This window comes from Gimesia maris (genome assembly GCF_008298035.1).
Classification (GTDB): Bacteria; Planctomycetota; Planctomycetia; order Planctomycetales; family Planctomycetaceae; genus Gimesia; species Gimesia maris.
Map to the genome: position 1 here is coordinate 5,169,993 of NZ_CP042910.1, position 24,757 is coordinate 5,194,749.

A 24,757-nucleotide genomic window follows, 5' to 3' on the forward strand; every position below is an offset into this window, starting at 1 on the left:
CCTGTCCCTTGAACGGGTCTGCATTCACAATGCACGTAAAGAGATACCAGTGATCTGACTAAAGAGTTGCTGAGGAGGTGCCCAGTGAATCACAATCAGTCACCAGACCACAACAGGCTCTCCTCCCGGATCTTATCGGAAACATTCCCGGAACTGCAGTCCGGCGAACTCCTGCAAAATATCTTCGACTCAGATCATCAACTGCTGCGAAAAATCCTTTCCATCCCTCCGCTGATTATCTGGGCCGTTGATCGTCATGGAATCGTCACACTCTCTGAAGGGGGTGGCCTCAACCGCCTGGGATTTCTCCCGGGAGAATGGGTGGGGAAATCCATTTTCAAAGAGTACGCTGATGACCCTGAACTGATCGAGATTTTCAGACGAACACTCAACGGTGAAGAGTTACAACGCAGGCGGACAGCAGGCGCGCTTGTCTTTGACGTGGAATATAGTCCGTTTTTTGATGGACAAGGTCACGTCGACGGATTTCTTTCAGTTGCCATTGATATCACCGAAAAAGTCGCTTCACAGGAAGAACTCCGCCGTTCCGAAGAACGCTTCAGCAAGATATTCCAGTTCAATCCGATCGCGATGTGTATAACGGAAATCGACACGGGTGTCTTCATCGAGGTCAATGAGAAATTTCTAACCGCGCTGCAATGCAACCGGGAATACATTCTGGGGAAAAGCGCCTTTGACATCGGTTTCTGGCCCAGCAAAGAATCCCGCAGGGAGATGATTGAAAAAGTCCAGAAAGAAGGGACCGCGCGCGAGCTCTCTTTTGACTTCATCATACCGAATGGCACCCGTTTATGCACGATGCTCTCCGCGGTCCAGATCTATTTTCGGGGTGAAACATTTCTTCTCTCCTGTGTCAAAGATGTCACCAGGGAACAGTCTGCCCTGGAAGAGCTAGAAAAATTAAACGAAAACCTCGAAGCCAGAGTCGCTTCCCGTACCGCCGAACTGGAGCATGCACATGCCATCCTGAACGAAGAATACACCAAACGAAACCGACTGTATAACGCGCTGCAACAGACGGAAGCCAAGTGGCGCTCTCTGGTGACCAATGCCCCCGACACCATTCTGACCCTGGATCAGGCAGGCTGCATTCTCTTTATCAATCATCAAATCGAATCAGTCAACATGGATGACATCATCGGCACACCCATTTTCAGTTACATGAATCAGTCTCACATCCATAAAGCCCGCGAGAAACTTCAGAAAGTCTTCGACTCGGGAATGACACAACTGATGGAAACAGAAGGGCTCAACACGGAAGGTAAAAAAACGCTCTACTCCTGTCGCATTAGTGCCATGGTGAGCGAAGAAAAAATCATCGCTGCCATGGTTATTGCAACCGATATCACCCAGCAGAAACAGGCAGAACAGGAACTGGTGAGGCGGCGTGCGGAACTGGCCCACCTGTCAAGACTCTCAACAATGGGGGAACTGGCTGCCGAACTCTCGCACGAATTGAACCAGCCTCTGGCAGCCATCAATAATTATACAAATGGCTGTATCCGCCGCATTCAGTCCGGAACCACAACTCTGGATAATCTGATTGAACCTCTCGAAGAGATGTCGCGTCAGGCACAACGCGCCAGCGAAACAATCAAGCGTCTCAGAAGACATGTTCAGAAGAGCGAAGTAGAACAGAAAATACTGGATATCAACGCAGTCATTCAAAATTCGATCGCACTCCTCGAACACGAGATTCAACGTAATGCTGTCACGCTGCAAATGGAATTAAGCCCGGGACCGCTCCGGATCATTGGAGATGCTATCCAGATTGAACAGGTACTGGTCAACCTGCTGTTAAATGCCTTCGAAGCCATGTCTGAACAGCCTCCCGAAGAACGTAAAGTTTTGATCCAATCCGATCAGGATCAGTCAGGGAATCTGATGATATCTGTGACAGACAGCGGAATAGGTTTGAAAAAGGGTCAGGAAAAATCTATCTTCGAAACGTTCTATACAACAAAACAAAAAGGACTGGGCGTCGGTTTGGCAATCAGCCAGACCATTGTTGAAGCGCACGGCGGGAAACTGACCCCGCGCCGAAATAAACAGGGGGCCAGTTTTATTCTCACTTTTCCAGTAGCTCATGGAGATCGAATCAGTGTTATCTGAAAACATGACTATTCAGCAGGAAGCAACTGTCTTCGTTGTTGATGACGACCCCGCCATCAGAAAATCGCTCCGCTGGCTGATTGAATCGGTCGGTCTGAAGGTGCAGACGCACGAACTTGCCAGTGAATTTCTGGAGAGTTACTCACCCGAGATTCCCGGCTGTCTGGTCCTGGATATCAGAATCCCCGGCATGAGTGGTCTTGAATTACAGGAAAAACTGAGGGAGCGAGGCTACGATATTCCTGTCATTATCGTCTCTGGTTACGGGGATGTTCCCATGGCCGTCAGGGCTATGAAAGCGGGAGCAATCGACTTTCTCGAAAAGCCTGTCAGCGATCAGGTGCTGCTGGATTACATTCAGAAAGGCATCGAAACCGACATCAAAAACAAACAGAACCGGATACAAAATCAGGATCTGATGGAGCGGAAAGAATTATTGACCCGCCGTGAACGGGAAGTCATGGAGTACGTGGTTGCCGGCTTCTCCAGCCGCGAAATCGCAGGAACGCTGAATGTCAGTTTTAAAACGGTCGAAGCACACCGCGCTAAAATCATGAAAAAAATGCAGGCTAAAAGTGTTCCGAAACTGATTCAGATGGATCTGCAGATCAAAGATGTTCCCGAGTACAACCGCAACCAGTGAGACTTTGATTTTGCCTCTGATTCCGCAATAATCAATTCCGCTTTAATCACTTTATCATTGCCCTTTGAGATTCCCCGGGAACCATTTTGAATAATCATACAGAACTGGCACTAAACGGCGTTCCCATATGCGATACCTTTGCTGAAGCATTTACCACTGTCGGTACGCGAATTATCGTGACGGCTCTCACAGAATCCTGGGTCAGAATCGCAGCAGCAGAAGTTACCGGCTATGCCACCAGCGTGATTGCCTGTGACGCCGAAGCCGGTGTAGAAAAATTTCTCTCCCCGGCAGAAAGCCCCGATGGACGGCCCGGTGTCAGCCTCATGTTCTTCGCCTTCGGCCAGTCCGCCCTGGAAAAAGCCGTCACCAACCGCGTGGGACAATGCATCCTCACCTGCCCCACCACTGCCTGTTACTCGGGCTATACCCCGGAAGATCCGGAAAAGAACATTGCCTTAGGCAGCCAGCTTCGTTTTTTTGGAGACGGTTTCCAGGTCTCGAAGAAGTGGGGAGATCGCAGACTCTGGCGCGTGCCCGTGATGGATGGAGAGTTTGTCTGCGAAGATCAGACGGGTACATTCAAGGGGGTCGCCGGCGGTAACCTCTTAATCTGTGCCACCGATCAGAAAAGCGGGCTTCTGGCGACAGAAGCAGCCGTCTCTGCGATGCAGCAGGTCGAGCTCACTATTCTTCCCTTCCCCGGCGGCATCGTCCGCAGCGGCAGCAAAGTCGGCTCCCGCTATTCAAAACTCAAGGCCAGTACCAACGATGCCTATTGCCCGACTTTACAGGCACAGACAACTTCGGATCTGCCGGAGGGAACCGGTTGCGTCTACGAAATTGTCATCGATGGTGCAGCATTTGAACCCGTGCAACAGGCAATGAAGTCAGGTCTGCATACCGTCTGTCAGCAACCGGGGATCCTCCAGATTACCGCCGGTAACTATGGCGGTAAACTGGGGAAACATCATTTCCATCTCAAAGACCTGATTGACCGCCCGTAGACGTTACTCTTCTTCCCGAAAACTTTCGGAAATCAGCATCTCCTGCTCAAACTGATGACTGCGTCCTGAACCGGTTGCCGGACTGGCACTTGCCGGACGATAAACGCCTTTCAATGGATGGCGACCAAACAGATTGCCTTTGAAGCGACAATACATGAACCGCCAGGCCCCCATGTTTTCCGGTTCTTCCTGGACCCAGTACACTGGAGTCCCTTCCGGATACGGAGCCAGCGCCTGTTTCAGTTCCTCTTTGGGAACCGGGTAAAGCTGTTCCATCCGGATAATGGCCACATCGTCCCGTTCAGCCTGTTTACGGTGCTCACTCAAATCGTAGTAGATTTTACCGGTACACAGCAGAACCCGTTTGACCTTTTTCGGGTTCAGGTCTGTGGTGTCGCCGATCACTTTGATGAATGACCCTGAACTCATCGACTTGAAGCTGGAAACCGCGTCACGATGCCGAAGCAGACTCTTGGGAGTCATCACAATTAAGGGCTTCCGCCATTTGCGGATCATCTGACGACGCAGCAGATGGAAAAACTGATCCGGCGTCGTAGGCATCGCGATCTGGATATTACTTTCCGCCGCCAGTTGCAGAAAACGCTCGAAGCGGGCACTGGAGTGTTCCGGCCCCTGACCTTCAAATCCGTGAGGCAACAGCATCACCATGCCGCTGTAACGCTGCCATTTATCTTCCGCGCTCACAATAAACTGATCGATAATCACCTGGGCCGCGTTACAGAAATCACCAAACTGCGCTTCCCAGATAATCAGACCATCAGGACAGTCCAGACTGTAACCATAATCAAAGCCGAGAACGCCTGCTTCAGAAAGCGGGCTGTTCACAAACTCGACCGGCCCCTGTCCTTCGACCAGGTGTTTCAGGGGAGTAAATTTTTTACCGTTTTTAACATCATGCAGCACGGCATGACGATGACTGAATGTGCCCCGCTGTGCATCCTGACCGCTGACCCGGATGCGATAGCCTTCTGTCAGCAGGGAGGCAAATGCCAGGGCCTCAGCCGTTCCCCAGTCGATCTTCCGCTCCCCCTCTGCCATCTCCTTACGGATATTCAGCAGTCGCTGGATCTTCTTGTGAGGCGTAAAGTTATCGGGGACCTCTGTCTGCTTCAGCAACAGGTTCACCAGGCTCTTCTCGGGAATTCCGGTATCAATCTGGTCTGCCGGTAACTCGCGACCGCCCCGGTATCCAGCCCAGATGCCTGCCGGCAGTTCCACCGTATGCGGATAATTCTCGACCCGGGCCGCTGACAGTTCGGACTCCAGGTGAGAAACACTTTCATCCTGCAGCCGGTCTCCGTCTTCTTTGGTCACAGACTTCCGTTCCAGCATGCGCTGCAGAAAACTGTCTCGCACTGAAGGACGCTTATTGATGATGTCGTACATCAGGGGCTGCGTGAATGCCGGCTCATCCCCTTCATTGTGTCCCCGGCGACGATAGCAATACATGTCGATCACGACATCGCGGTGGAATTCTTTGCGGAAATCCATCGCCAGCCGGACCACCTGGGCAACCGCTTCCGGATCTTCGCCATTCACATGAAATATGGGAATCTGCAACATCTTTGCCACGTCTGTCGCGTAGGTGGAAGAACGGCTCTGTGCCGGATCCGTTGTGAAACCAATCTGGTTATTCACGACAACATGAATGGTACCACCGGTTCGATAGCCCCGCAGCTCACTCAGGTTCAGGCTCTCCTGGACAACCCCTTCCCCGGCAAAAGCAGCATCACCGTGAATCAGCAGGACCATCCCCTTGGTTCGATCAATATTGGACCAGCGATCCTGCTTGGCACGCATCCGGCCCATCGCGACCGGGTTTACGAATTCCAGGTGGCTCGGGTTGAAACAGAGCGTCAGGTGCACGTTGTGCCCGGATTCGGTCATCCAGTCGGAACTGTATCCCAGGTGATATTTCACATCGCCTCGGCCCACACTCATTTCGGGGACAGAGTCTTCGTATTCGCGGAAAATTTCGCGTGGTTTTTTCCCCATGATGTTGGTCAGAACATTCAGGCGGCCCCGGTGTGCCATTCCGAACACAATTTCATCTACGCCCTGCTCACCCGCTTTTTCAATCGCCAGATCCAGCAGCGGAATCAGGCTCTCGGCCCCTTCCAGCGAGAAACTTTTCAGGCCGACATATTTTTTCTGGATGAACTCTTCAAACACAACGGCATCAGTCAACCGGCGCAGAATCCGCAACGATTCGGGACGCTCGAACTTCAGGAAGTTCGCGGTACTTTCCATCCGGTTCTGCAGCCACTTCCGCACACGCAGACTGTCGATGTGCATAAACTGCGCACCAATCGATCGGCAGTAAGTATTTCTTAACCACTGAATCATCTCGCGCAGGGTGCGCTGCTTCGGACCACCAAATGTCGACGTCGAAAAGACGCGATCGTAATCCCGTTCAGAGAAATCATAGAACTCAGGCATCAACTCGGGAGGCGTGGCCCGTTTCTTTCCCAAGGGATCCAGTGAAGCCAGAATGTGACCACGCACACGGTAATTACGAATCAACTGGTCCAGGCGCTCCTGACGATCGGCGATTTTCATCGTCTGGCGGTCCATACCCTCCCGTTCCTGTCTGCCAGGAGGGTTGAACATGGTATGGCGTTTGAAGGAGGGCCCGAAATTCGGTTTGCGGCTCCGGGTCATCTTCTGCGGGAACTTCGAGAAATAGTCACGCCATTCCTGGGAGACAGAGCTCGGCGACTCCAGATAGCTCGTGTACAGCGACTCCACGAAGGTTAACGATTCCGAGCTTAAATCGTTGACTATTTCTTCTGGAAGTTGATTGTCAGAGTGCCCATTGCCTTCAGAGTAATACGAAGCTGAATCTGGTTTATCAAGCATTTTGCCCTCTCCGGGCTTAATTATGAATCCGGACAGGGCAGGCACAGTGTCAACTCGACACGCAGGGAGAATGCTCTGTCGCGAATACAGGTTTAAAACATGTTTCTTTTACATTACCGTATTAGATCAGAGATTTAAAGCTCTGTACTCTAGCAGACTTGCGCTGTCCGAAAGAAAGTTACCAAAGTCGATTTCACTTTCCTACTCAACCGCTGCCATACTTTTATCCAAATCTTCAGGAAAAACCGGAAAATCGGGATTCAACCCTCTGACAGACCATTACATGCATTATTCGACCATTCCCTTCCCGACAACAGCAAAAAAAAACCGGCTCCGATGTCCAGGACATCGGGCCGGCGGGTAGGCTTGATCTTTCGTGATTGTAACCTGCAATCGTTTCCCATGGCAACGGGAATCAAGACAATCACTGCATTCAGACCAGTGGAATGTCATTTTGAAATATCGGGTTGAATAGATATCGCAGGCTGCGACTACGGAGCACCTGAACAATCCCCCCAACCCTCAATTTCCAGCTCGACAAAGCACTATGTCTGCTGACGAACAACTCGTTTACGGATATCTGTTTCCAGAACACCAAAGGCCTGCTCATGACGCTGTAAAGCCATTGAGAGAGCGCTCAAGAGACGCTTGGCGGTGTAATGATTCAGAATGATCCGCTGACCAACACTGATCTCTGTGTTTGCTGGATCCAGTGGCTGAGGATTCAGACCCAGGTCCAGAATCAATTCTTCTGGAGTACTGGATACGCGACAGAAGTTGGCGTAGCTGGCAGTCACATTGTCGTCATTCACTTTGACCTGTTGCTGCTGTGCTGGAGCCTGTGCTGCTTCTGCTGCAGGTTCTGTTGTCTCTTCAGCTGGTTTGTCATCTTTCTTAGCACTCACGCTTTTTTTCTCCTCAATGTGATACAAAAATCATAAGAAGTAACTGGTTCCAGAAATATGGGACCTGAACTGATTTGAAATGAACCTCACCACTCAACTTCGGCAGTTCACCCCGAAATAACTTGACTGATTTGCCCTGACTGATCTCAAGACACCTGAAACATACCATCGCTGTGTTCAGCATTCAAGAACAGAAAGCAAAGTCTTTAAAAGTCTTGAAACACAGCCTGTAAGCGTTTACGAAAATGAGTGCATGTTGACTAAACGCAACCTGATAACCCATCTCCCCTACAGCTTCCAGACCCTGATGTATCAAGAAAAAAGGCCCTGATGCCAGCACTCGCATACACACCAGGGCCTGAAAGTCACGCAGATTGTTTAAAGTATAGGACCTGCCCAGTCTGAGAAGACATCGTCGAAGTCAGCATCGATTTCTTCACTCAGCCCCGCCAGATCCAGGTCACCGGATTCCAGATCAACCAGATCCGAAAGGTCGATCTTTTCGCCAGCAACAATCGAGAGACCATTGAATCGCAGATCATTGCTCAGCTCTTCGCTCAGACCTTCCAGTACGGTCAGATCGAGATCGCTCTGATCCAGCCCCTGGCTCTGAAGCAGGTTGTTGATGACCTGATTCCATGCATGCTGAACCGGCTCATCGCCTGCCTGCAGACTGCTGGTCACGTCGAACACAACCGGAGACAGGTCGTCCAGAGGCGCGATCACGGTCACCAGCGAATTCTCATTCTCGGTTACCGGGGTCACAGATGGTTCCGCCACCAGTGGCAGATTCGCCATCAGCGGAGCATTCACACCCACCAGGATTTCAAAGCTGCCGGAAGCAGCAGCTTCGTGAGCAGACTGCAGAATCAGGGCATCCAGAATCGAAGGCAGTTTGCGAACACCCGGATCCAGTGTGGCATTCATCACATCCCCGGCATGCACCGTATCATCCAGGTGCAGACCATCGTCGGTCAGCGTTGCTTCAAAGCCACTCCCTACAAAGGTCAGAGTTTCACCTACGCCCGCTTGCACAAAGCTTTCAAACGGAGCATATGTTTTTGTAAAACCGAGAACGTGGCCAATTTCGTGTAACAGTACCGTTAACAGGTCGTAATGGCCGGCGGCATCGGAATTGGCATCAGCCGTGTATGCCACGCCCCCTTCGAGTTCAGAAGAACTGAAGACAGTGGAATCCAGCCCCGAATACCAGCCCAGGCCGGCGGCATCATCATCCAGAGTCACAATCCCGGAGACAGGTCGTCCTTCAGAGTCGACACCGGTAATCTGACCTTCACCCAGTTGAGTTCCCCCCAGGTTGGTAATCACCAGTTGGATATCCGGTGCTTCTTCCAGTCCCAACGCATCCTGCCAGATCGCCAGAGCTTCGTCCATCACCTGATCGACTGAAGAATCTCCGGTGATATCGGTGGTTTTACCATACCAGCGTTGCAGGAAGTTGGATGGATAAACCACATCTTTATCCCCCCCTTTGTGAACGCCGTAATTGGATGCGAAGAAATTCAAATCCTTATAGTTTACCGTACCACTCTTATCAGCATCCAATGCCCAGACATAAGGAGAATTGGTATCGAGTACATTCTCACCATACACGGAAGCCAGGATAATCAGATCGCGATAGTTGATGGTATCATCGTCGTTCACATCATAGGCAATCGCCCACAGGTCCGTATCAGGTGCATCGCCGATGACCAGAGATGTCTCGGTATCATTGAACAGACTGACGCTGACATTGCTCAGTGACAGCCCCAGTGCATGCGGTCCAATGAATTTGTCTTCAAAGTCAATGGAGACATCATCCTGGGCCAGAGATTCAAACTTCACCCGTGCCAGCAGAGCCTTTTTACCATAACCGGTTTTATCACCATTGGCGATACCACTCAGTCCGGTCACAACACCTGTCGCATCATCAATCACCGCTTCGCCGGTGGCGGCAAAGGCACTGCCAAACTCAATCGCTGTTGCGGTGAAGAAACTGGTGTTGTAATTCAAGTCGGCCACCGCCGCAGTAATACTTCTGGCATCGGCTGTCTCGACATAAACTTCTACCCAGAACGAACTCCACTCGTCAATCCAGGTATCACTGGCAGGCAGTGCGAGTGTATGTCCGTTTGACCCCAGCTCTGTCTGATTGCGGACCACAACCAGATCAACGGCCGTCCCGTCTTCCAGCGGAGCATCAACCACAATGGACTGAGTTCCATGCAACGGAGCTCCGCCGTTTTCAACGGTAATCGTCAGGTCATAAGAACCGGTGTCAGATGGATCAGCAGAGCCCGACCCCACACCAGTCGTCGCGTCATAATCATAGTTTGCAAAAGCAGTCAGACCGATGTAATAAGTGCCAGCGGTCGTGGCTGTAAACGAGAAATAAGAATCCAGGGAACCACTGTTGAAGATAAATTCGTTCGGCACATCATCGGAATCATCAACAACACCATCGATGTCCCCTGCAGGATTGCCGAATTGATCTACCAGATCGGTCAAGATGGGGGTACCCGTTGCATCAAACAATCGCAGCATACTGTCCAGGCCGGACTTGAACATGTCAGCATCCACGTCAACGGTGACTGTGTCTCCGACATTCAGTTGAACCTCAAACATGTCCACATCCTGATTAGGATCGCCCAGCGAACCGTTATTGCCGATGATCCCCTGGTAAACCTTGGTCCCGGGAGTCCCGGAAGTTAATTCCGTATCTACGGCCGTCGTGATCGTATCACCGGCTTCATCGGTATCATTCTGGTTCACATCGAATCGGGCAGTCGCTGTACCAACCAGATTCAACACGATGTCGTAGCCATCCTCAGTCGTAAACTCCACACGGCGACTGATTGGAATCAGCAGTTCAAAGACACCTGTGGATACTTCTGTCAGTTTCGCCTGACTCCAAGATGCCAGTCCTCCAGGGACTCCATCTAACGGAGTAAAGAACGACATCGTTTCATCAAACGTCGACTCGGAATTAGAGTCGACCACGGTATCATCAAGTCCAGCGGCTAATGTATTTTTTAATGCAATAAGGGAGTCCAGTTGCCCGTTTTCCAGGACCCAGTCTTCCGAGATATCAAAGTTGCCGGAACCATCAATCGCCTGCTGACTGGAGAGCACCTGGGCCACTGCATCGCGAATCGCCAGACTCAGTTCACCAGAATAGGGTCCGAACACATTGGGGATCAACTGATCACCGACCAGGCCGAAGTCGGCCAGATCCAGAATATTATAATCCTCAGACTGATCACGGTCAGGACGGGCGTCACCGGTGGGATTCACTTCGATGTAGGAATCAACAATCTGAATCGTTCCCGGATCATTGATATCATCGAACACCACATCCAGTCGCCCACTGATGCTGGTGGAATTCAAGCCGGCTGACTGAGGCAGCAGATTGATTTCCTGACCATCGACTGTGATTGTCCCGGAAACAGTCAGATTACTGAGATCGGTCTGAACAAAGAATTCTGAGGGAGCCACCTGATCCACGGAAGTATTGGTAATCGAAATCTGACTGAAATCAATGTTTCCCCCTCGGGTCACACCATCGGCTCCAGAGATCAAATCGGTAGTGTCAATCGTGAAATCGACGCTGTCTGCCGCTCCGTCTGCAAGAAACGTAGCATAGCCTATCCGGCCATAGCCATTGGTAATTAATCCTGGCAGTACTGTTGTGGCATTGATATTTCCGAGTACACCGCCACTAAAATCAGCATTGTCCACACCTGCCAGGAAGCCGAAAGCGGAAGAAGCTATTGTGAAGTCATAACCAATCAGTGACGCATCCGCAACATCCCAGAGCATGTCCAGGACCACAGAAGACACATTCGACGTCTCTGTCGTCTGAGAGGCCAGCACCTGTGCCAGCATGTCACTCATCCAGATTTCCACAACATAATAGTTGTCTTGTACCACCTGTGTGATCGACGAAGGCAGATTACTCACATCATCGACCTCTGGTGATACCAGTATATTCTTTCCAGACAGTTTAGGTTTACCGAGACCCGTAATTTCGACTTGGACGGCCAGATCACCATTGTATAACTTATCCAGAATCGCACTGGTAAACGGTGTGGAATCATCACTGGCCCAGACACCGGTCATGGTTCCTGCTGAGAAGTCGACAGTCGGGTTATCGTCGCTATTGGTTTGATGATAGAGAGTAAACAGCGTAATGTTACTGTTTGTGGTATCGACAATTCGCACAGCAACCAGATCTGACTGGATATCGACGATTGGTCCGTCACCGGCATTCGCATTATTGTAATCAGTAAGCCCACTGATCGAATAAGTCAGATCCTGTAAACCGTTGGTCAACTGGAACCGTGCTCCCCCTTTACCACCGGCAATGATGGCAGCCAGGTCAGCTTCGGACCGGAAGGAGGTAAAGTCTCTGCCACTGGATTCAACATCACGGGCAATCAGACGGATATCCAATGTGGCCTGCGGAACGGGAGTTAATGTAAACGTACTGGTCTCATCGGAAGAAGCTCCGTCATCCGAATGCGCGGTCACAGTAATCACCAGAGGCAGACGCACCTGTTCCGAGCTGTAATCGGTATAAGTAATATTTAAATCACTGCCTGCGACTGCCACATTCGCCCAGAAATCAGCTGGTAATGCATCTCCTGGATTATCTCCAAGAACATGCGCTTCCACGGTATAAGTCAACGAATCGCCGGCATCAGGCTCACTGAAATGGAGATCCAGATCGATTGTTTCCGGCGTCAGTCCGTCCCGGGAAATATCATCCAGTTCGTCGGTCACCACAGGAGCGTCGTTCTGCCCGTTGATCGTGATCGTCACCGACTGAGCCACAGAGCCACCCAGGCCGTCGATCACATTATAAGTGTAAGTGATTACTTCGGTATCACTGCCAGACAGATACTGGTAATAACTCAGGTCCACATCCAGGGAGGTCCCGTTCGCGTTCACAGAGACACCACCGTCATCCCCCAATGTATTTACCAGTGAGGACACATCCAGAACAGCACTGTCATCCACATCACTGGCATTGGTCAGCAGATCCAGGTTGAAGTTTGCATCATCTTCAGACACCGTCGTTGCCACGGCCGCACTGATCGTCGGGTCGTCGTTCTGACCGTTGATCGTGATCGTCACTGTCTGAGCCACAGAGCCACCCAGGCCGTCGATCACATTATAAGTGTAAGTGATTACTTCGGTATCACCGGCGTCCAGATCCTGGTAGAAGCTCAGATCCACATCCAGTGACGTCCCGTTCGCGTTCACGGTCACACCACTGTTATCGCCGGACTGGTAAGCGATATCAGACACATCCAGAGAAGCACTGTCATCCACATCGCTGGCATTCGTCAGCAGATCCAGGTTGAAATTCGCATCATCTTCTGACACTTCAGAAGCCACCGTGGCACTCACGGTCGGGTGGTCGTTCTGACCATTGATCGTGATCGTCACCGTCTGAGCCACAGAGCCACCTAAACCGTCGATCACATTATAAGTGTAAGTGATCACTTCGGTATCACCGGCGTCCAGATCCTGATAGAAGCTCAGGTCCACATCCAGAGATGTCCCGTCAGCATTCAAGCTCACTCCTGCGATATTACCGGTCGTATTCGTCAGGCTATCCACATCCAGAACGGCGCTGGCATCCACATCGCTGGCATTCGTCAGCAGATCCAGGTTAAAGTTCACGACATCTTCTGACACCGTAGATGTTACGGCCGCACTGATCGTCGGGTCGTCGTTCTGACCATTGATCGTAATCGTCACCGTCTGAGCCACAGAGCCACCCAGGCCGTCGATCACATTGTAAGTGTAAGTGATTACTTCGGTATCACCGGCGTCCAGATCCTGGTAGAAGCTCAGGTCCACATCCAGAGACGTCCCGTTCGCGTTCACGGTCACACCACTGTTATCGCCGGACTGGTACGACAGGTTATCCACATCAAGACTGGCACTGTCATCCACATCACTGGCGTTCGTCAGCAGATCCAGGTTGAAGTTCGCATCGTCTTCAGAAACTTCCGTACTCACGACAGCACTCACTGTCGGATCATCGTTCTGACCGTTAATCGTGATCGTCACTGTCTGAGCCACAGAGCCACCCAGGCCGTCGATCACATTATAAGTATATGTGATCACTTCGGTATCACCGGCGTCCAGATCCTGATAGAAGCTCAGGTCCACATCCAGAGAGGTGCCGTTGCCGTTCACGGTCACACCACTGTTATCGCCAGACTGGTGCGACAGGTTATCTACATCAAGACTCGCACTGTCATCCACATCACTGGCATTGGTCAACAGATTCAGATTGAAATTCACGACATCTTCGGACACCGTAGATGTCACAGCCGCACTGATCGTCGGGTCGTCGTTCTGACCATTGATCGTGATCATCACCGTCTGAGCTACTGAGCCACCCAGACCGTCGATCACATTATAAGTGTAAGTGATTACTTCGGTATCACCGGCGTCCAGATACTGGTAGAAGCTCAGGTCCACATCCAGAGACGTCCCGTCAGCATTCACGCTCACACCACTGTTATCACCAGACTGCAGAGACAGACTGCCCACATCCAGAGAAGCACTGTCATCCACATCACTGGCATTGGTCAGCAGATCCAGGTTGAAGTTTGCATCATCTTCGGACACCGTCGTTGCCACGGCCGCACTGATCGTGGGAGCGTCGTTCTGACCGTTGATCGTGATTGTCACCGTCTGAGCCACAGAGCCACCCAGGCCGTCGATCACATTATAAGTGTAAGTGATTACTTCGGTATCACCGGCGTCCAGATCCTGGTAGAAGCTCAGGTCCACATCCAGAGACGTCCCGTTGACATTCACGGTCACACCACTGTTATCGCCGGACTGGTAAGCGATATTAGACACATCCAGAACAGCACCATCATCCACATCACTGGCATTGGTCAACAGATTCAGATTGAAATCCGTATCATCTTCTGAAACAGTCGTTGCCACGGGATCACTGATCGTCGGGTCGTCGTTCTGACCATTGATCGTGATTGTCACCGTCTGAGCCACAGAGCCACCCAGACCGTCGATCACATTATAAGTGTAAGTGATTACTTCGGTATCACCGGCGTCCAGATCCTGGTAGAAGCTCAGGTCCACATCCAGAGACGTCCCGTCAGCATTCAGGCTCACACCACTGTTATCGCCAGACTGGTACGACAGGTTATCCACATCAAGACTGGCACTGTCATCCACATCACTGGCATTCGTCAGCAGATCCAGGTTGAAATCCGTATCATCTTCTGAAACAGTCGTTGCCACGGGATCACTGATCGTCGGGTCGTCGTTCTGACCATTGATCGTGATCATCACCGTCTGAGCTACTGAGCCACCCAGGCCGTCGATCACATTGTAAGTGTAAGTGATTACTTCGGTATCACCGGCGTCCAGATACTGGTAGAAGCTCAGGTCCACATCCAGAGACGTCCCGTCAGCATTCACGCTCACACCACTGTTATCGCCGGACTGATAAGCGATATCAGACACATCAAGACTGGCGCCGTTATCCACGTCACTGGCATTCGTCAGCAGATCCAGGTTGAAGTCCGCATCGTCTTCAGACACTTCCGTACTCACGGCATCACTCACTGTCGGATCATCATTCACACCGGTAATCGTGATCGTTGCAGTCTGAGCTGTCGAGCCCCCTAGACCGTCGCTCACGACATAAGAGTAAATGAGAACTTCAGATTCACCCGCAGCCAGGTAGTTGTAGGCACTTGGATCTATATTAAATGAGTTAAGGGTGAATGTTACACCTCTGTCATCCCCATTACTATCCAGTGTCAGACCAGACACAAGCAGAATCGAGTTCAAATCCACATCACTGGCATTCGTCAGTAGATTCAGGTTGTAACTCGCATCATCTTCTGTCACCGTCGATATGATGGCGGCACTCACCGTCGGGTCGTCATTCTGACCATTGATCGTGATTGTCACCGTCTGAGCCACTGAGCCACCCAGGCCGTCGATCACATTGTAAGTGTAATTGATTACTTCTGATGTACCACCTGCGAGGTATTGATAGTAGCTCAGGTCTACGTCCAGGGACGTGCCGTCGGCATTCAGGCTCACACCACCATCATCACCAGACTGCAGAGACAGACTGCCCACATCCAGAGAAGCACTGTCATCCACATCACTGGCATTCGCCAGCAGATCCAGGTTGAAGTTTGCATCGTCTTCGGACACCGTCGATGCCACGGCCGCACTGATCGTCGGAGCGTCGTTCCGTCCCGTCAATGTAACTTGGACGGTCCCGACGGAAACACCCCCTTTTACATCAACCACGGTATAAGTAAAGGTATCGACGACCACTTGACCTTCTGACAGGTGATCCAGTAATCCGGATGGATCATAATTAACTGTATTATCCGGATTCAGCGAGATTGCTGCACCTTGTGTCGAAAATGCTCCTGAGAGACCGGTGACATCCAGAGTTAAATCATCACCATCAGGATCGGAGTCATTAGACAGAACATCAAGGTTCGTTAATCCGGTGTCTTCATCCGTCGCAAACATATCCACCGTTGTAACAGGCGGCTGATTGGCAGAAATGATGATGGTAACAAGGGCAGTACTCGATCCACCATCTCCATCACTGATCGTATATTTAAAGGAATCCGTGATCGTTGCAGTCCCGACCACATCACCGATATCAACATGAGAAGAAGGATCGTAGGAGAATGTCCCGACACCATTCATTGTCAGTTTTGCACCAGAAGACAGGGTTACCTCTGCTCCGATACTTCCCAAAGAATTATCATCGGCCGGGTTCAATATATCAGTAACTGTCAAAGTTGTGAGTTGATCCGGATCACTGTCTACTCCCCCGCCGTTGTCAGCCAGAACATCTCCATTGTAGATATTCGATTTATTGACATTGACTGTATCGTCTACAGCAATGGGGTCGTCGTTCTGACCATTGATCGTGATCGTCACTGACTGAGCCACAGAGCCACCCAGGCCGTCGATCACATTATAAGTGTAAGTGATTACTTCGGTATCACTACCAGACAGATACTGGTAATAACTCAGGTCCACATCCAGGGAGGTCCCGTTCGCGTTCACAGAGACACCACCGTCATCCCCCAATGTATTTACCAGTGAGGACACATCCAGAACAGCACTGTCATCCACATCACTGGCATTTGTCAGCAGATCCAGGTTGAAGTTTGCATCATCTTCAGACACCGTCGTTGCCACAGCCGCACTGATCGTCGGGTCGTCGTTCTGACCGTTGATCGTAATCGTCACCGTCTGAGCCACAGAGCCACCCAGGCCGTCGATCACATTATAAGTGTAAGTGATTACTTCGGTATCACCGGCGTCCAGATCCTGGTAGAAGCTCAGGTCCACATCCAGAGAGGTGCCGTTCGCGTTCACAGTCACACCACTGTTATCGCCGGACTGGTAAGCGATATCAGACACATCCAGAGAAGCACTGGCATCCACATCACTGGCATTGGTCAGCAGATTCAGATTGAAATCCGCATCATCTTCTGACACTTCAGAAGCCACCGTGGCACTCACGGTCGGGTGGTCGTTCTGACCATTGATCGTGATTGTCACCGTCTGAGCCACAGAGCCACCCAGACCGTCGATCACATTATAAGTGTAAATAATTACTTCGGTGTCACCGGCGTCCAGGTCCTGGTAGAAGCTCAGGTCCACATCCAGAGACGTCCCGTCAGCATTCAAGCTCACACCACTGTTATCGCCGGACTGGTACGACAGGTTATCCACATCAAGACTCGCACTGTCATCCACATCACTGGCATTTGTCAGCAGATCCAGGTTGAAATTCACATCATCTTCGGACACCGTCGTTGCCACAGCCGCACTGATCGTCGGGTCGTCGTTCTGACCATTGATCGTGATCGTCACCGTCTGAGCCACAGAGCCACCCAGGCCATCGATCACATTATAAGTGTAAGTGATCACTTCGGTATCACCGGCGTCCAGGTCCTGGTAGAAGCTCAGGTCCACATCCAGAGACGTCCCGTTGGCGTTCACGGTCACACCACTGTTATCGCCAGACTGGTACGACAGGTTATCTACATCAAGACTCGCACTGTCATCCACATCACTGGCATTGGTCAACAGATTCAGATTGAAGTTTGCATCATCTTCGGACACTTCGGAAGCGACCGTTGCACTCACGGTCGGGTGGTCGTTCTGACCATTGATCGTGATTGTCACCGTCTGAGCCGCAGAGCCACCCAGACCGTCGATCACATTATAAGTGTAAGTAATTACTTCGGTGTCACCGGCGTCCAGATCCTGGTAGAAGCTCAGGTCCACATCCAGAGAGGTGCCGTCAGCATTCAGGCTCACGCCACTATCATCACCAGACTGCAGAGACAGACTGCCCACATCCAGTGAAGCACTGTCATCCACATCACTGGCATTTGTCAGCAGATCCAGGTTGAAATTCGCATCATCTTCTGATACTTCAGAAGTCACCGTGGCACTCACAGACGGGTCGTCGTTCTGACCATTGATCGTGATCGTCACCGTCTGAGCCACAGAGCCACCCAGGCCATCGATCACATTATAAGTGTAAGTGATTACTTCGGTATCACCGGCGTCCAGATCCTGGTAGAAGCTCAGGTCCACATCCAGAGACGTCCCGTTCGCGTTCACGGTCACACCACTGTTATCGCCAGACTGGTGCGACAGGCTATCCACATCAAGACTCGCACTGTCATCTACATCACTGGCATTTGTCAGCAGATCCAGGTTGAAGTTTGCATCATCTTCGGACACAGTCGTTGCCACGGGATCACTGACCGTCGGAGCGTCGTTCTGACCATTGATCGTGATTGTCACCGTCTGAGCCACTGAGCCACCCAGGCCGTCGATCACATTATAAGTGTAAGTGATTACTTCGGTATCACCGGCGTCCAGATCCTGGTAGAAGCTCAGATCCACATCCAGAGACGTCCCGTTGACGTTCACGGTCACACCACTGTTATCGCCAGACTGGTGCGACAGGCTATCCACATCGAGACTCGCACTGTCATCCACATCACTGGCGTTCGTCAACAGATTCAGATTGAAATTCGCATCATCTTCTGATACTTCAGAAGTCACCGTTGCACTCACAGACGGGTCGTCGTTCTGACCATTGATCGTGATTGTCACCGTCTGAGCCACAGAGCCACCCAGGCCGTCGATCACATTATAAGTGTAAGTGATTACTTCGGTATCACCGGCGTCCAGATACTGGTAGAAGCTCAGGTCCACATCCAGAGACGTCCCGTTCGCGTTCACGGTCACACCACTGTTATCGCCAGACTGGTAAGTGATATTAGACACATCAAGACTGGCACTGTCATCCACATCACTGGCGTTCGTCAGCAGATCCAGATTGAAATTCGCATCATCTTCAGACACTACGGAAGCGACGGCTGCACTCACAGTGGGAGCGTCGTTCTGACCATTGATTGTGATCGTCACCGTCTGAGCCACAGAGCCGCCTAAACCGTCGATCACATTGTAAGTGTAAGTGATTACTTCGGTGTCACCGGCGTCCAGATCCTGGTAGAAGCTCAGATCCACATCCAGAGAGGTCCCGTTCACGTTCACACCACTGTCATCGCCGGACTGGTAAGTGATATTAGACACATCAAGACTGGCGCCGTTATCCACGTCACTGGCATTTGTCAGCAGATCCAGGTTGAAGTTCGCATCATCTTCGGACACAGTCGTTGCCACGGGATCACTGACCGTCGGGTCGTCGTTCTGACCGTTGATCGTGATCGTTACCGTCTGAGCCACAGAGCCGCCCAGACCATCGATCACATTATAAGTGTAAGTGATTACTTCGGTATCACTGCCAGACAGATACTGATAGTAGCTCAGGTCTACATCCAGGGAGGTCCCGTTGGCGTTCACAGAGATACCGCCGTCATCCCCCAATGTATTTACCAGGGTGTCCACATCCAGAACGGCACCGTTGTCCACATCGCTGGCACTCGTCAGCAGATCCAGGTTGAAGTTCGCATCATCTTCCGAAACCGTCGTTGTTACGGCCGCTGACACAACCGGTGCATCGTTGGCTCCTTGAATGGTGATCGTCACTGTTGCGGTATCAGTTCCACCGTTACCATCACTCACGGTGTAGGTAAAGGTTTCGGTATCTGTTTCACCAGCCGCCAGATATTCATAGGATCCTTTGGGATCAAATGTGAAACTACCATCAGCGGCGACATTCAGTTCTCCACCGGCTCCGATGGTAACCGGGATCGCCACATTCCCTGCGGAACCATTGACCTCTGTCACGGTCAGTGTGTCGTTCTCCACATCGGTGACAAAATCAAGTACACCCGGTGCAGGAAAGCTTTTCAGAATATCTTCCGAGGCGGTCGCGTCACCATTTACGGCAACGGGAGGATCGTTCACTGCGTTGACCGCCACAGTGAATGTATTAGAAAGCACGGCATTACCGGCTAAATCAATAGCCTGAATGACAATATCAGTGGAACCGTTTGCATTCAGCACAGAATTCAGAATCAGGTCACCAGTTGAGAAATCAACATTCACAATGGCATCAGTGATGGAATCCACATGGAAGCTAAGGGGGGTACCACCATTCTGGTTGAAGTAGGTCGAGAGTGCTCCCAGATTGACGGTCGTGAAATCTTCGCCCAGATTTTGATCAGAAATGCCAGACGCTGTAGCAGGTGCAATCGTATCCAGTTCAAAGTTGACGTTAAAGACGCCGGCAGCACTGACATTATCATGTTCATCCACAGTCATGAAGTGCAGCGTGTGCGTGCCACCTTCCAGAGAACCGCCGCCGTTCAGGTTCGTTTCCAGCCAGCCACGGGTCAGCGTGAAAGATCCACCACTGGCACCACCGGTGAGCTGCCCGAAGATATCCACAAAGCCGCCCCCATCCAGGGAGACTTTAAACTGTGTAATCAGACTTTCATCAGTAACCGTACCAACAATCGTGAGATCGTTTGTTATACCGTCCGAGTTGGAAACCCCTGAATCAAGCTGCAGGCCTGCAACTACAGCTGGTGCGTCCTGATCGCCAATCAGTTCAAGATGAATCGGCGGGATATTACGGTTGGAGTTCATCATCTGCAGGTCGTAGTTATCGATGTCCCCATCCATGTCCCCATCCAGCTCCTGGGAGTAGAAGTTGGTGTTCGGATTGAGGCCCATCTGCTGAATCAGGAACTGTGTCGTGTAATGATTGTAACCAAACATCTGCTGATAGGATGCCGCCAGGGCATGTTGATATTCCGTATCATTTACAGAACCATTGCCATCGGTATCGCCGGGTAAAAATACATCAACGATGAATCCACCAGTGGCGGCAGTCTGGCCGTGGACCAGAAGCGAGTATTCGCCCGGAGCCAGTGTGGCCAGTGTCAGCGAATTTGAGGTGCCGGCATGATCATTTTCCGCCAGATTCAATGGAATCACAGCATTCGTACTGGTATTGATGATCTGAATCGCAGCCGGATTAAAAGCGGAGCCTGCGGTGGCATGCACTTCAAAGCCAAGTGTTGGTGAACTGCCCGGGCCGATATTCAGCAGCAATTCTGTTGTATCATTCGGCTGGTTCACCGAGCTTTCCAGAGAGGCCAGGATATTACTGGCAAGCAATGTTCGATCCTCAAGCCGCTCTACATGGCTTGCATATCCAATCGGACGAGAGATCCGAAATGGAAATCGACGGGTTACTTTGCGAGTAGACTTACGGCCAAACAATCTTTTCAGGCTCTTCATAGAATTTTTACTCGTATCAGTTTCTGGTATTGGTCAGTTAAAAACCGGAATGATCAGTGAGGGATTTTTACTGTCAAAATAGACACTTACTTTGACGATTGCACGCATTAAACCTAACAGTCAACAGCCCGTTCATTAAAAGGATTTTCTTTTTTTGAATACGAGAGTTTGGCTAAAGATCGCGGATAATAATGCGCTTAATGGAATATCTTTGCCTATGATCCTACTAATTGCAATTAATAAAATGGCATTATGCGTTGTTTGCACAAGCTGGTTAGGATTGTAGGACTGTCAGAATGGTCAGGAGAGAAAATCACATTCTGTTCAGTAACAGGTTTGGTTAGGGATGTTGCCTCAAGTCAACATCTGTGTTCAACTTATGAAACATTTCTGATCGGGTTTCTTTACTGATATACAATTTTGAGCATCCTCTTTTGGACTGGTAAAACTTCCAGATTTCGATCGAATCACTCTGCACCAAAGCATTCATGTGCTTTTTTATACACTACACTCATACTCTGTAGTAAATTAGGCAAAGAAGAGGTGAGAATAGGGTTTGAGCCACAAAATCAGTGTGATGAGGGTACTTAACAAATAATTAGGTTCGGACCGTTCATTCGGGAAAGCCGAAAATGAAAGAGGAAGTCTGGCTCCGTTTGACACAGATCTGAATAGATTTCAGATAAAGATCAGACCGATCCAGAGAACTACTTGTCCGATTGACTTGAATCATTCACTACCAGTAGATGGTTTCTGATAATTCAGGGAAAACCAGGCAAAAACATATGACCACCAAGATTGCTTTATCGCCAAACTATCGCACGAGTTGGAATAAGATGCGAATAAAAAAAATCACACAATGGATTGTAGTTGCCCTGGCGATCAGTCTGCCAGCACCCGGATTTGGTCAGCAAAACCAGATCGAAACGGCAGACTCAGTGGCTGAGATCCAGGGGGAAGCAGAAGGCTTGTACCAGCCTGTTGCGCTCTCCATGCCGGAAACACCAGGCTGCGAGGTCACAGACCCTGGAACTACAAATTGTGTAAATGAAATGTGCCTGCCGGAATGCCAGTGCTGTAATTTCCTGGACCAGTTCCTCATGAGCCATTCCCCGGTTTACCCCTCGATGAAATCGAACCGTGTCCAAGTTGGTGGGTGGCTCGACCAGGGATTTACGGGAAACTTCCAGAAACCTTCCAATAATTTCAACCTGCCGGTCACTTTTAACGACCGCTCCAATGAATACCAGATGAATCAGTTGTACCTGTTCATGGAACGTCAGGTAAATTATGGTGGCGATGAACTGGACTGGGGTTTTCGGGCTGACCTGCTCTACGGTACAGACTATTTTTATACCACAGCACTCGGTCTGGAAACCGAATCCGATGGATCACCACACTGGAATAGTGCAAACGGTCCCCGAACCAGTGGCGGCAGCACATATGCCATGTACGGTCTGGCGATGCCTCAGCTCTATGCAGAGCTTTATGTACCATGGCTGGATGGCGTCAGCATCAAAGCCGGTCACTTCTACACCCCCATTGGATATGAAAAAGTAACGGCACCAGATAACTTCTTCTATTCCCACTCCTATTCGATGCAGTATGGAGAACCATTCACTCACACAGGGATTCTGACCACGTTTCAGGTCACAGAACAGTTACAGCTGCTCGCCGGTGTTGCCCGTGGCTGGGATGCCTGGGAAGACCCGAACGATGATGCCGAACTTTTGGCAGGCATCGGCTGGAACAGCAGTGACAAAGACACCAGCATCAACCTGACCCTGACTTCAGGTGACCAGGACAATGGAGTCAGTAACACGGCCAACAGGACCCTCGTCAGCTTCGTATTATCACATAACTTTTCTGACTGCCTGACCTATGTTTTCCAGAGTGATTTTGGCATTCAGGATAATGGTACCATCAATAATCAGTTTCAGGTCGTCCCGGCAAAGTGGTATTCGTTCAATCAATACCTGTACTACGACGTCACAGAGACATTTGCCTGGGGAGCCCGATTTGAATATTTCCGTGACCAGAATTTCTCTCGTGTTCTGCAGATACCGGAATTCGTGGCTGCCGGTGGAAATTATTATGAACTGACCGTGGGAGCCAACTGGCGTCCTCACCCCTGTGTCACGGTTCGACCCGAACTGCGTTTCGACTGGTCTGATACCCGATCAAATCTGCTCAATATTCAAGGACCTTATCGCAACTTCCAGTCGGACTACCAGGTCCTGCTGGGTGGCGATGTCATTATCCGCTTCTAAGAACCCATTACATTTAACTGTAGCGTCTCTCAATCTAATAGACTCGGTCTAAATGGCTCTGGAGACGCTACAGTAAAACGGGATTCAGTCCAGCTTTTTGAACTCAGTGGTCTGCTTCGTAATAAGGCTCGACGTGGACCACCACTTCACGCACGGTGGGCCAATCAAGCTGAATCTGATATCTGACCTGTTGCGCGGTTAAATGGGCCTGATCGACCGTTTCATTGGGATTCACCTCGATGTCAATGTTGACATGTGCATCCGGCCCCGCTGTCTGAATACGAACCTTCTCTACATCCAGCACTCCCCCCACCTTCATCGCCGAAGCTTTCACCTGGTCAAAATATTTCTGGTGAGGTACCTTATCTGTCAGTTCGTGCAGGTTTTCCCGGGCTGCCACCCAACCCAGATAGACCATGATCACAGAGAGAATCATCGCCGTGATGTGATCAATCAGATGGCCATACACGGGAATCTGGCTGGCAACCAGCAGTCCGAAAGCAGCCACAAAACTGGTGATCGCATCGACCCGGTAATGATAGGCTTCCGCGATCATGGCAGAGCTCTTCTCCTGTTGTGCCATTCTGAACACAACCCGACAGGTGACTTCCAGCAGTAGCGCTGCGAACAGCGGAATCGTCCAGCTCACCCAGCCTATGACTTCAGAATGGGCGTGGCTGATCGCCGCAAACAACTGATACCCGAAGGTTGCTGCTCCTACTATCAGAATCAGGATGCCTAATTGAAAACCTGCCAGTGGTTCGTAGCGACCATGTCCAAAGGGGTGATCGTCATCGGGAGGCTGTTCAGCCAGTCGGATCGCGAACAAGATGGCCAGTGATGTCAATACGTCAGCACTACTGGCCAGAGCATCAACCAGCAGAACCGAGTGCCCCAGGAACCAGAGTCCCACCAGTTCCATGACGATCACAAACAGACGAACCGAAATCCCCAGCCAGGCAACCTTGAATAAACGCGTAGTTCTGCGTCGGCGGAGGCGCGAAATATCCTCGGAGACTTCCAGTGGTTCTGGAAAGACATCCAGCAGGGGGCCTTCTGACGACGCCCCTGTATCTTCTGAGGAATTCGCAATATCCATTAGACAGACAACACAAAGAATAATTGAATACAGTCCAGGCCTGA

At 50.8% G+C, this 24,757-nt stretch carries 8 protein-coding genes; 4 read left to right on the plus strand and 4 right to left on the minus strand.

Annotation, left to right across the window (positions count from 1 at the left end; genetic code table 11):
• Window positions 1-84: 84 nt before the first annotated feature.
• The 3 genes from GmarT_RS19050 to fhcD all read left to right on the plus strand — a co-directional run bounded on the left by GmarT_RS19050 (window position 85) and on the right by fhcD (window position 3,783).
• On the plus strand, window positions 85-2,133 hold the full coding sequence (locus GmarT_RS19050; protein WP_002649565.1) for a PAS domain S-box protein: 2,049 nt from the start codon (window positions 85-87) through the stop codon (window positions 2,131-2,133).
• Entirely contained in the window at window positions 2,123-2,776 is a 654-nt protein-coding gene (locus tag GmarT_RS19055; protein ID WP_198139461.1) for a response regulator transcription factor, read from the plus strand. Before GmarT_RS19050 ends, GmarT_RS19055 begins: the two co-directional genes overlap by 11 nt.
• Window positions 2,777-2,862: 86 nt before the next feature.
• Window positions 2,863-3,783, plus strand: coding sequence for a formylmethanofuran--tetrahydromethanopterin N-formyltransferase (fhcD, locus tag GmarT_RS19060; RefSeq protein ID WP_002649563.1), 921 nt, complete (start codon window positions 2,863-2,865; stop codon window positions 3,781-3,783).
• Window positions 3,784-3,786: 3 nt separating this feature from the next.
• Here the strand turns inward: fhcD and GmarT_RS19065 are convergent, their stop codons facing one another.
• From GmarT_RS19065 to GmarT_RS19075, 3 genes are all read right to left on the minus strand, one after another.
• Complete coding sequence (locus GmarT_RS19065; protein WP_002649562.1) at window positions 3,787-6,663, minus strand: 2-oxoglutarate dehydrogenase E1 component; 2,877 nt, start codon at window positions 6,661-6,663, stop codon at window positions 3,787-3,789.
• Window positions 6,664-7,208: 545 nt separating this feature from the next.
• Window positions 7,209-7,568, minus strand: a complete 360-nt coding sequence (locus GmarT_RS19070) for a DUF3467 domain-containing protein (protein ID WP_002649561.1) — start codon at window positions 7,566-7,568, stop codon at window positions 7,209-7,211.
• Window positions 7,569-7,946: 378 nt separating this feature from the next.
• Complete coding sequence (locus GmarT_RS19075) at window positions 7,947-21,344, minus strand: beta strand repeat-containing protein (RefSeq protein ID WP_149303106.1); 13,398 nt, start codon at window positions 21,342-21,344, stop codon at window positions 7,947-7,949.
• Between the two features lie 836 nt (window positions 21,345-22,180).
• Here GmarT_RS19075 and GmarT_RS19080 point away from each other — a divergent pair.
• On the plus strand, window positions 22,181-23,614 hold the full coding sequence (locus GmarT_RS19080) for a porin (RefSeq protein ID WP_157159016.1): 1,434 nt from the start codon (window positions 22,181-22,183) through the stop codon (window positions 23,612-23,614).
• Window positions 23,615-23,717: 103 nt separating this feature from the next.
• Here the strand turns inward: GmarT_RS19080 and GmarT_RS19085 are convergent, their stop codons facing one another.
• A complete protein-coding gene (locus GmarT_RS19085) occupies window positions 23,718-24,713 on the minus strand; it encodes a cation diffusion facilitator family transporter (protein WP_002649796.1) in 996 nt (331 codons plus the stop codon).
• Window positions 24,714-24,757 lie beyond the last annotated feature (44 nt).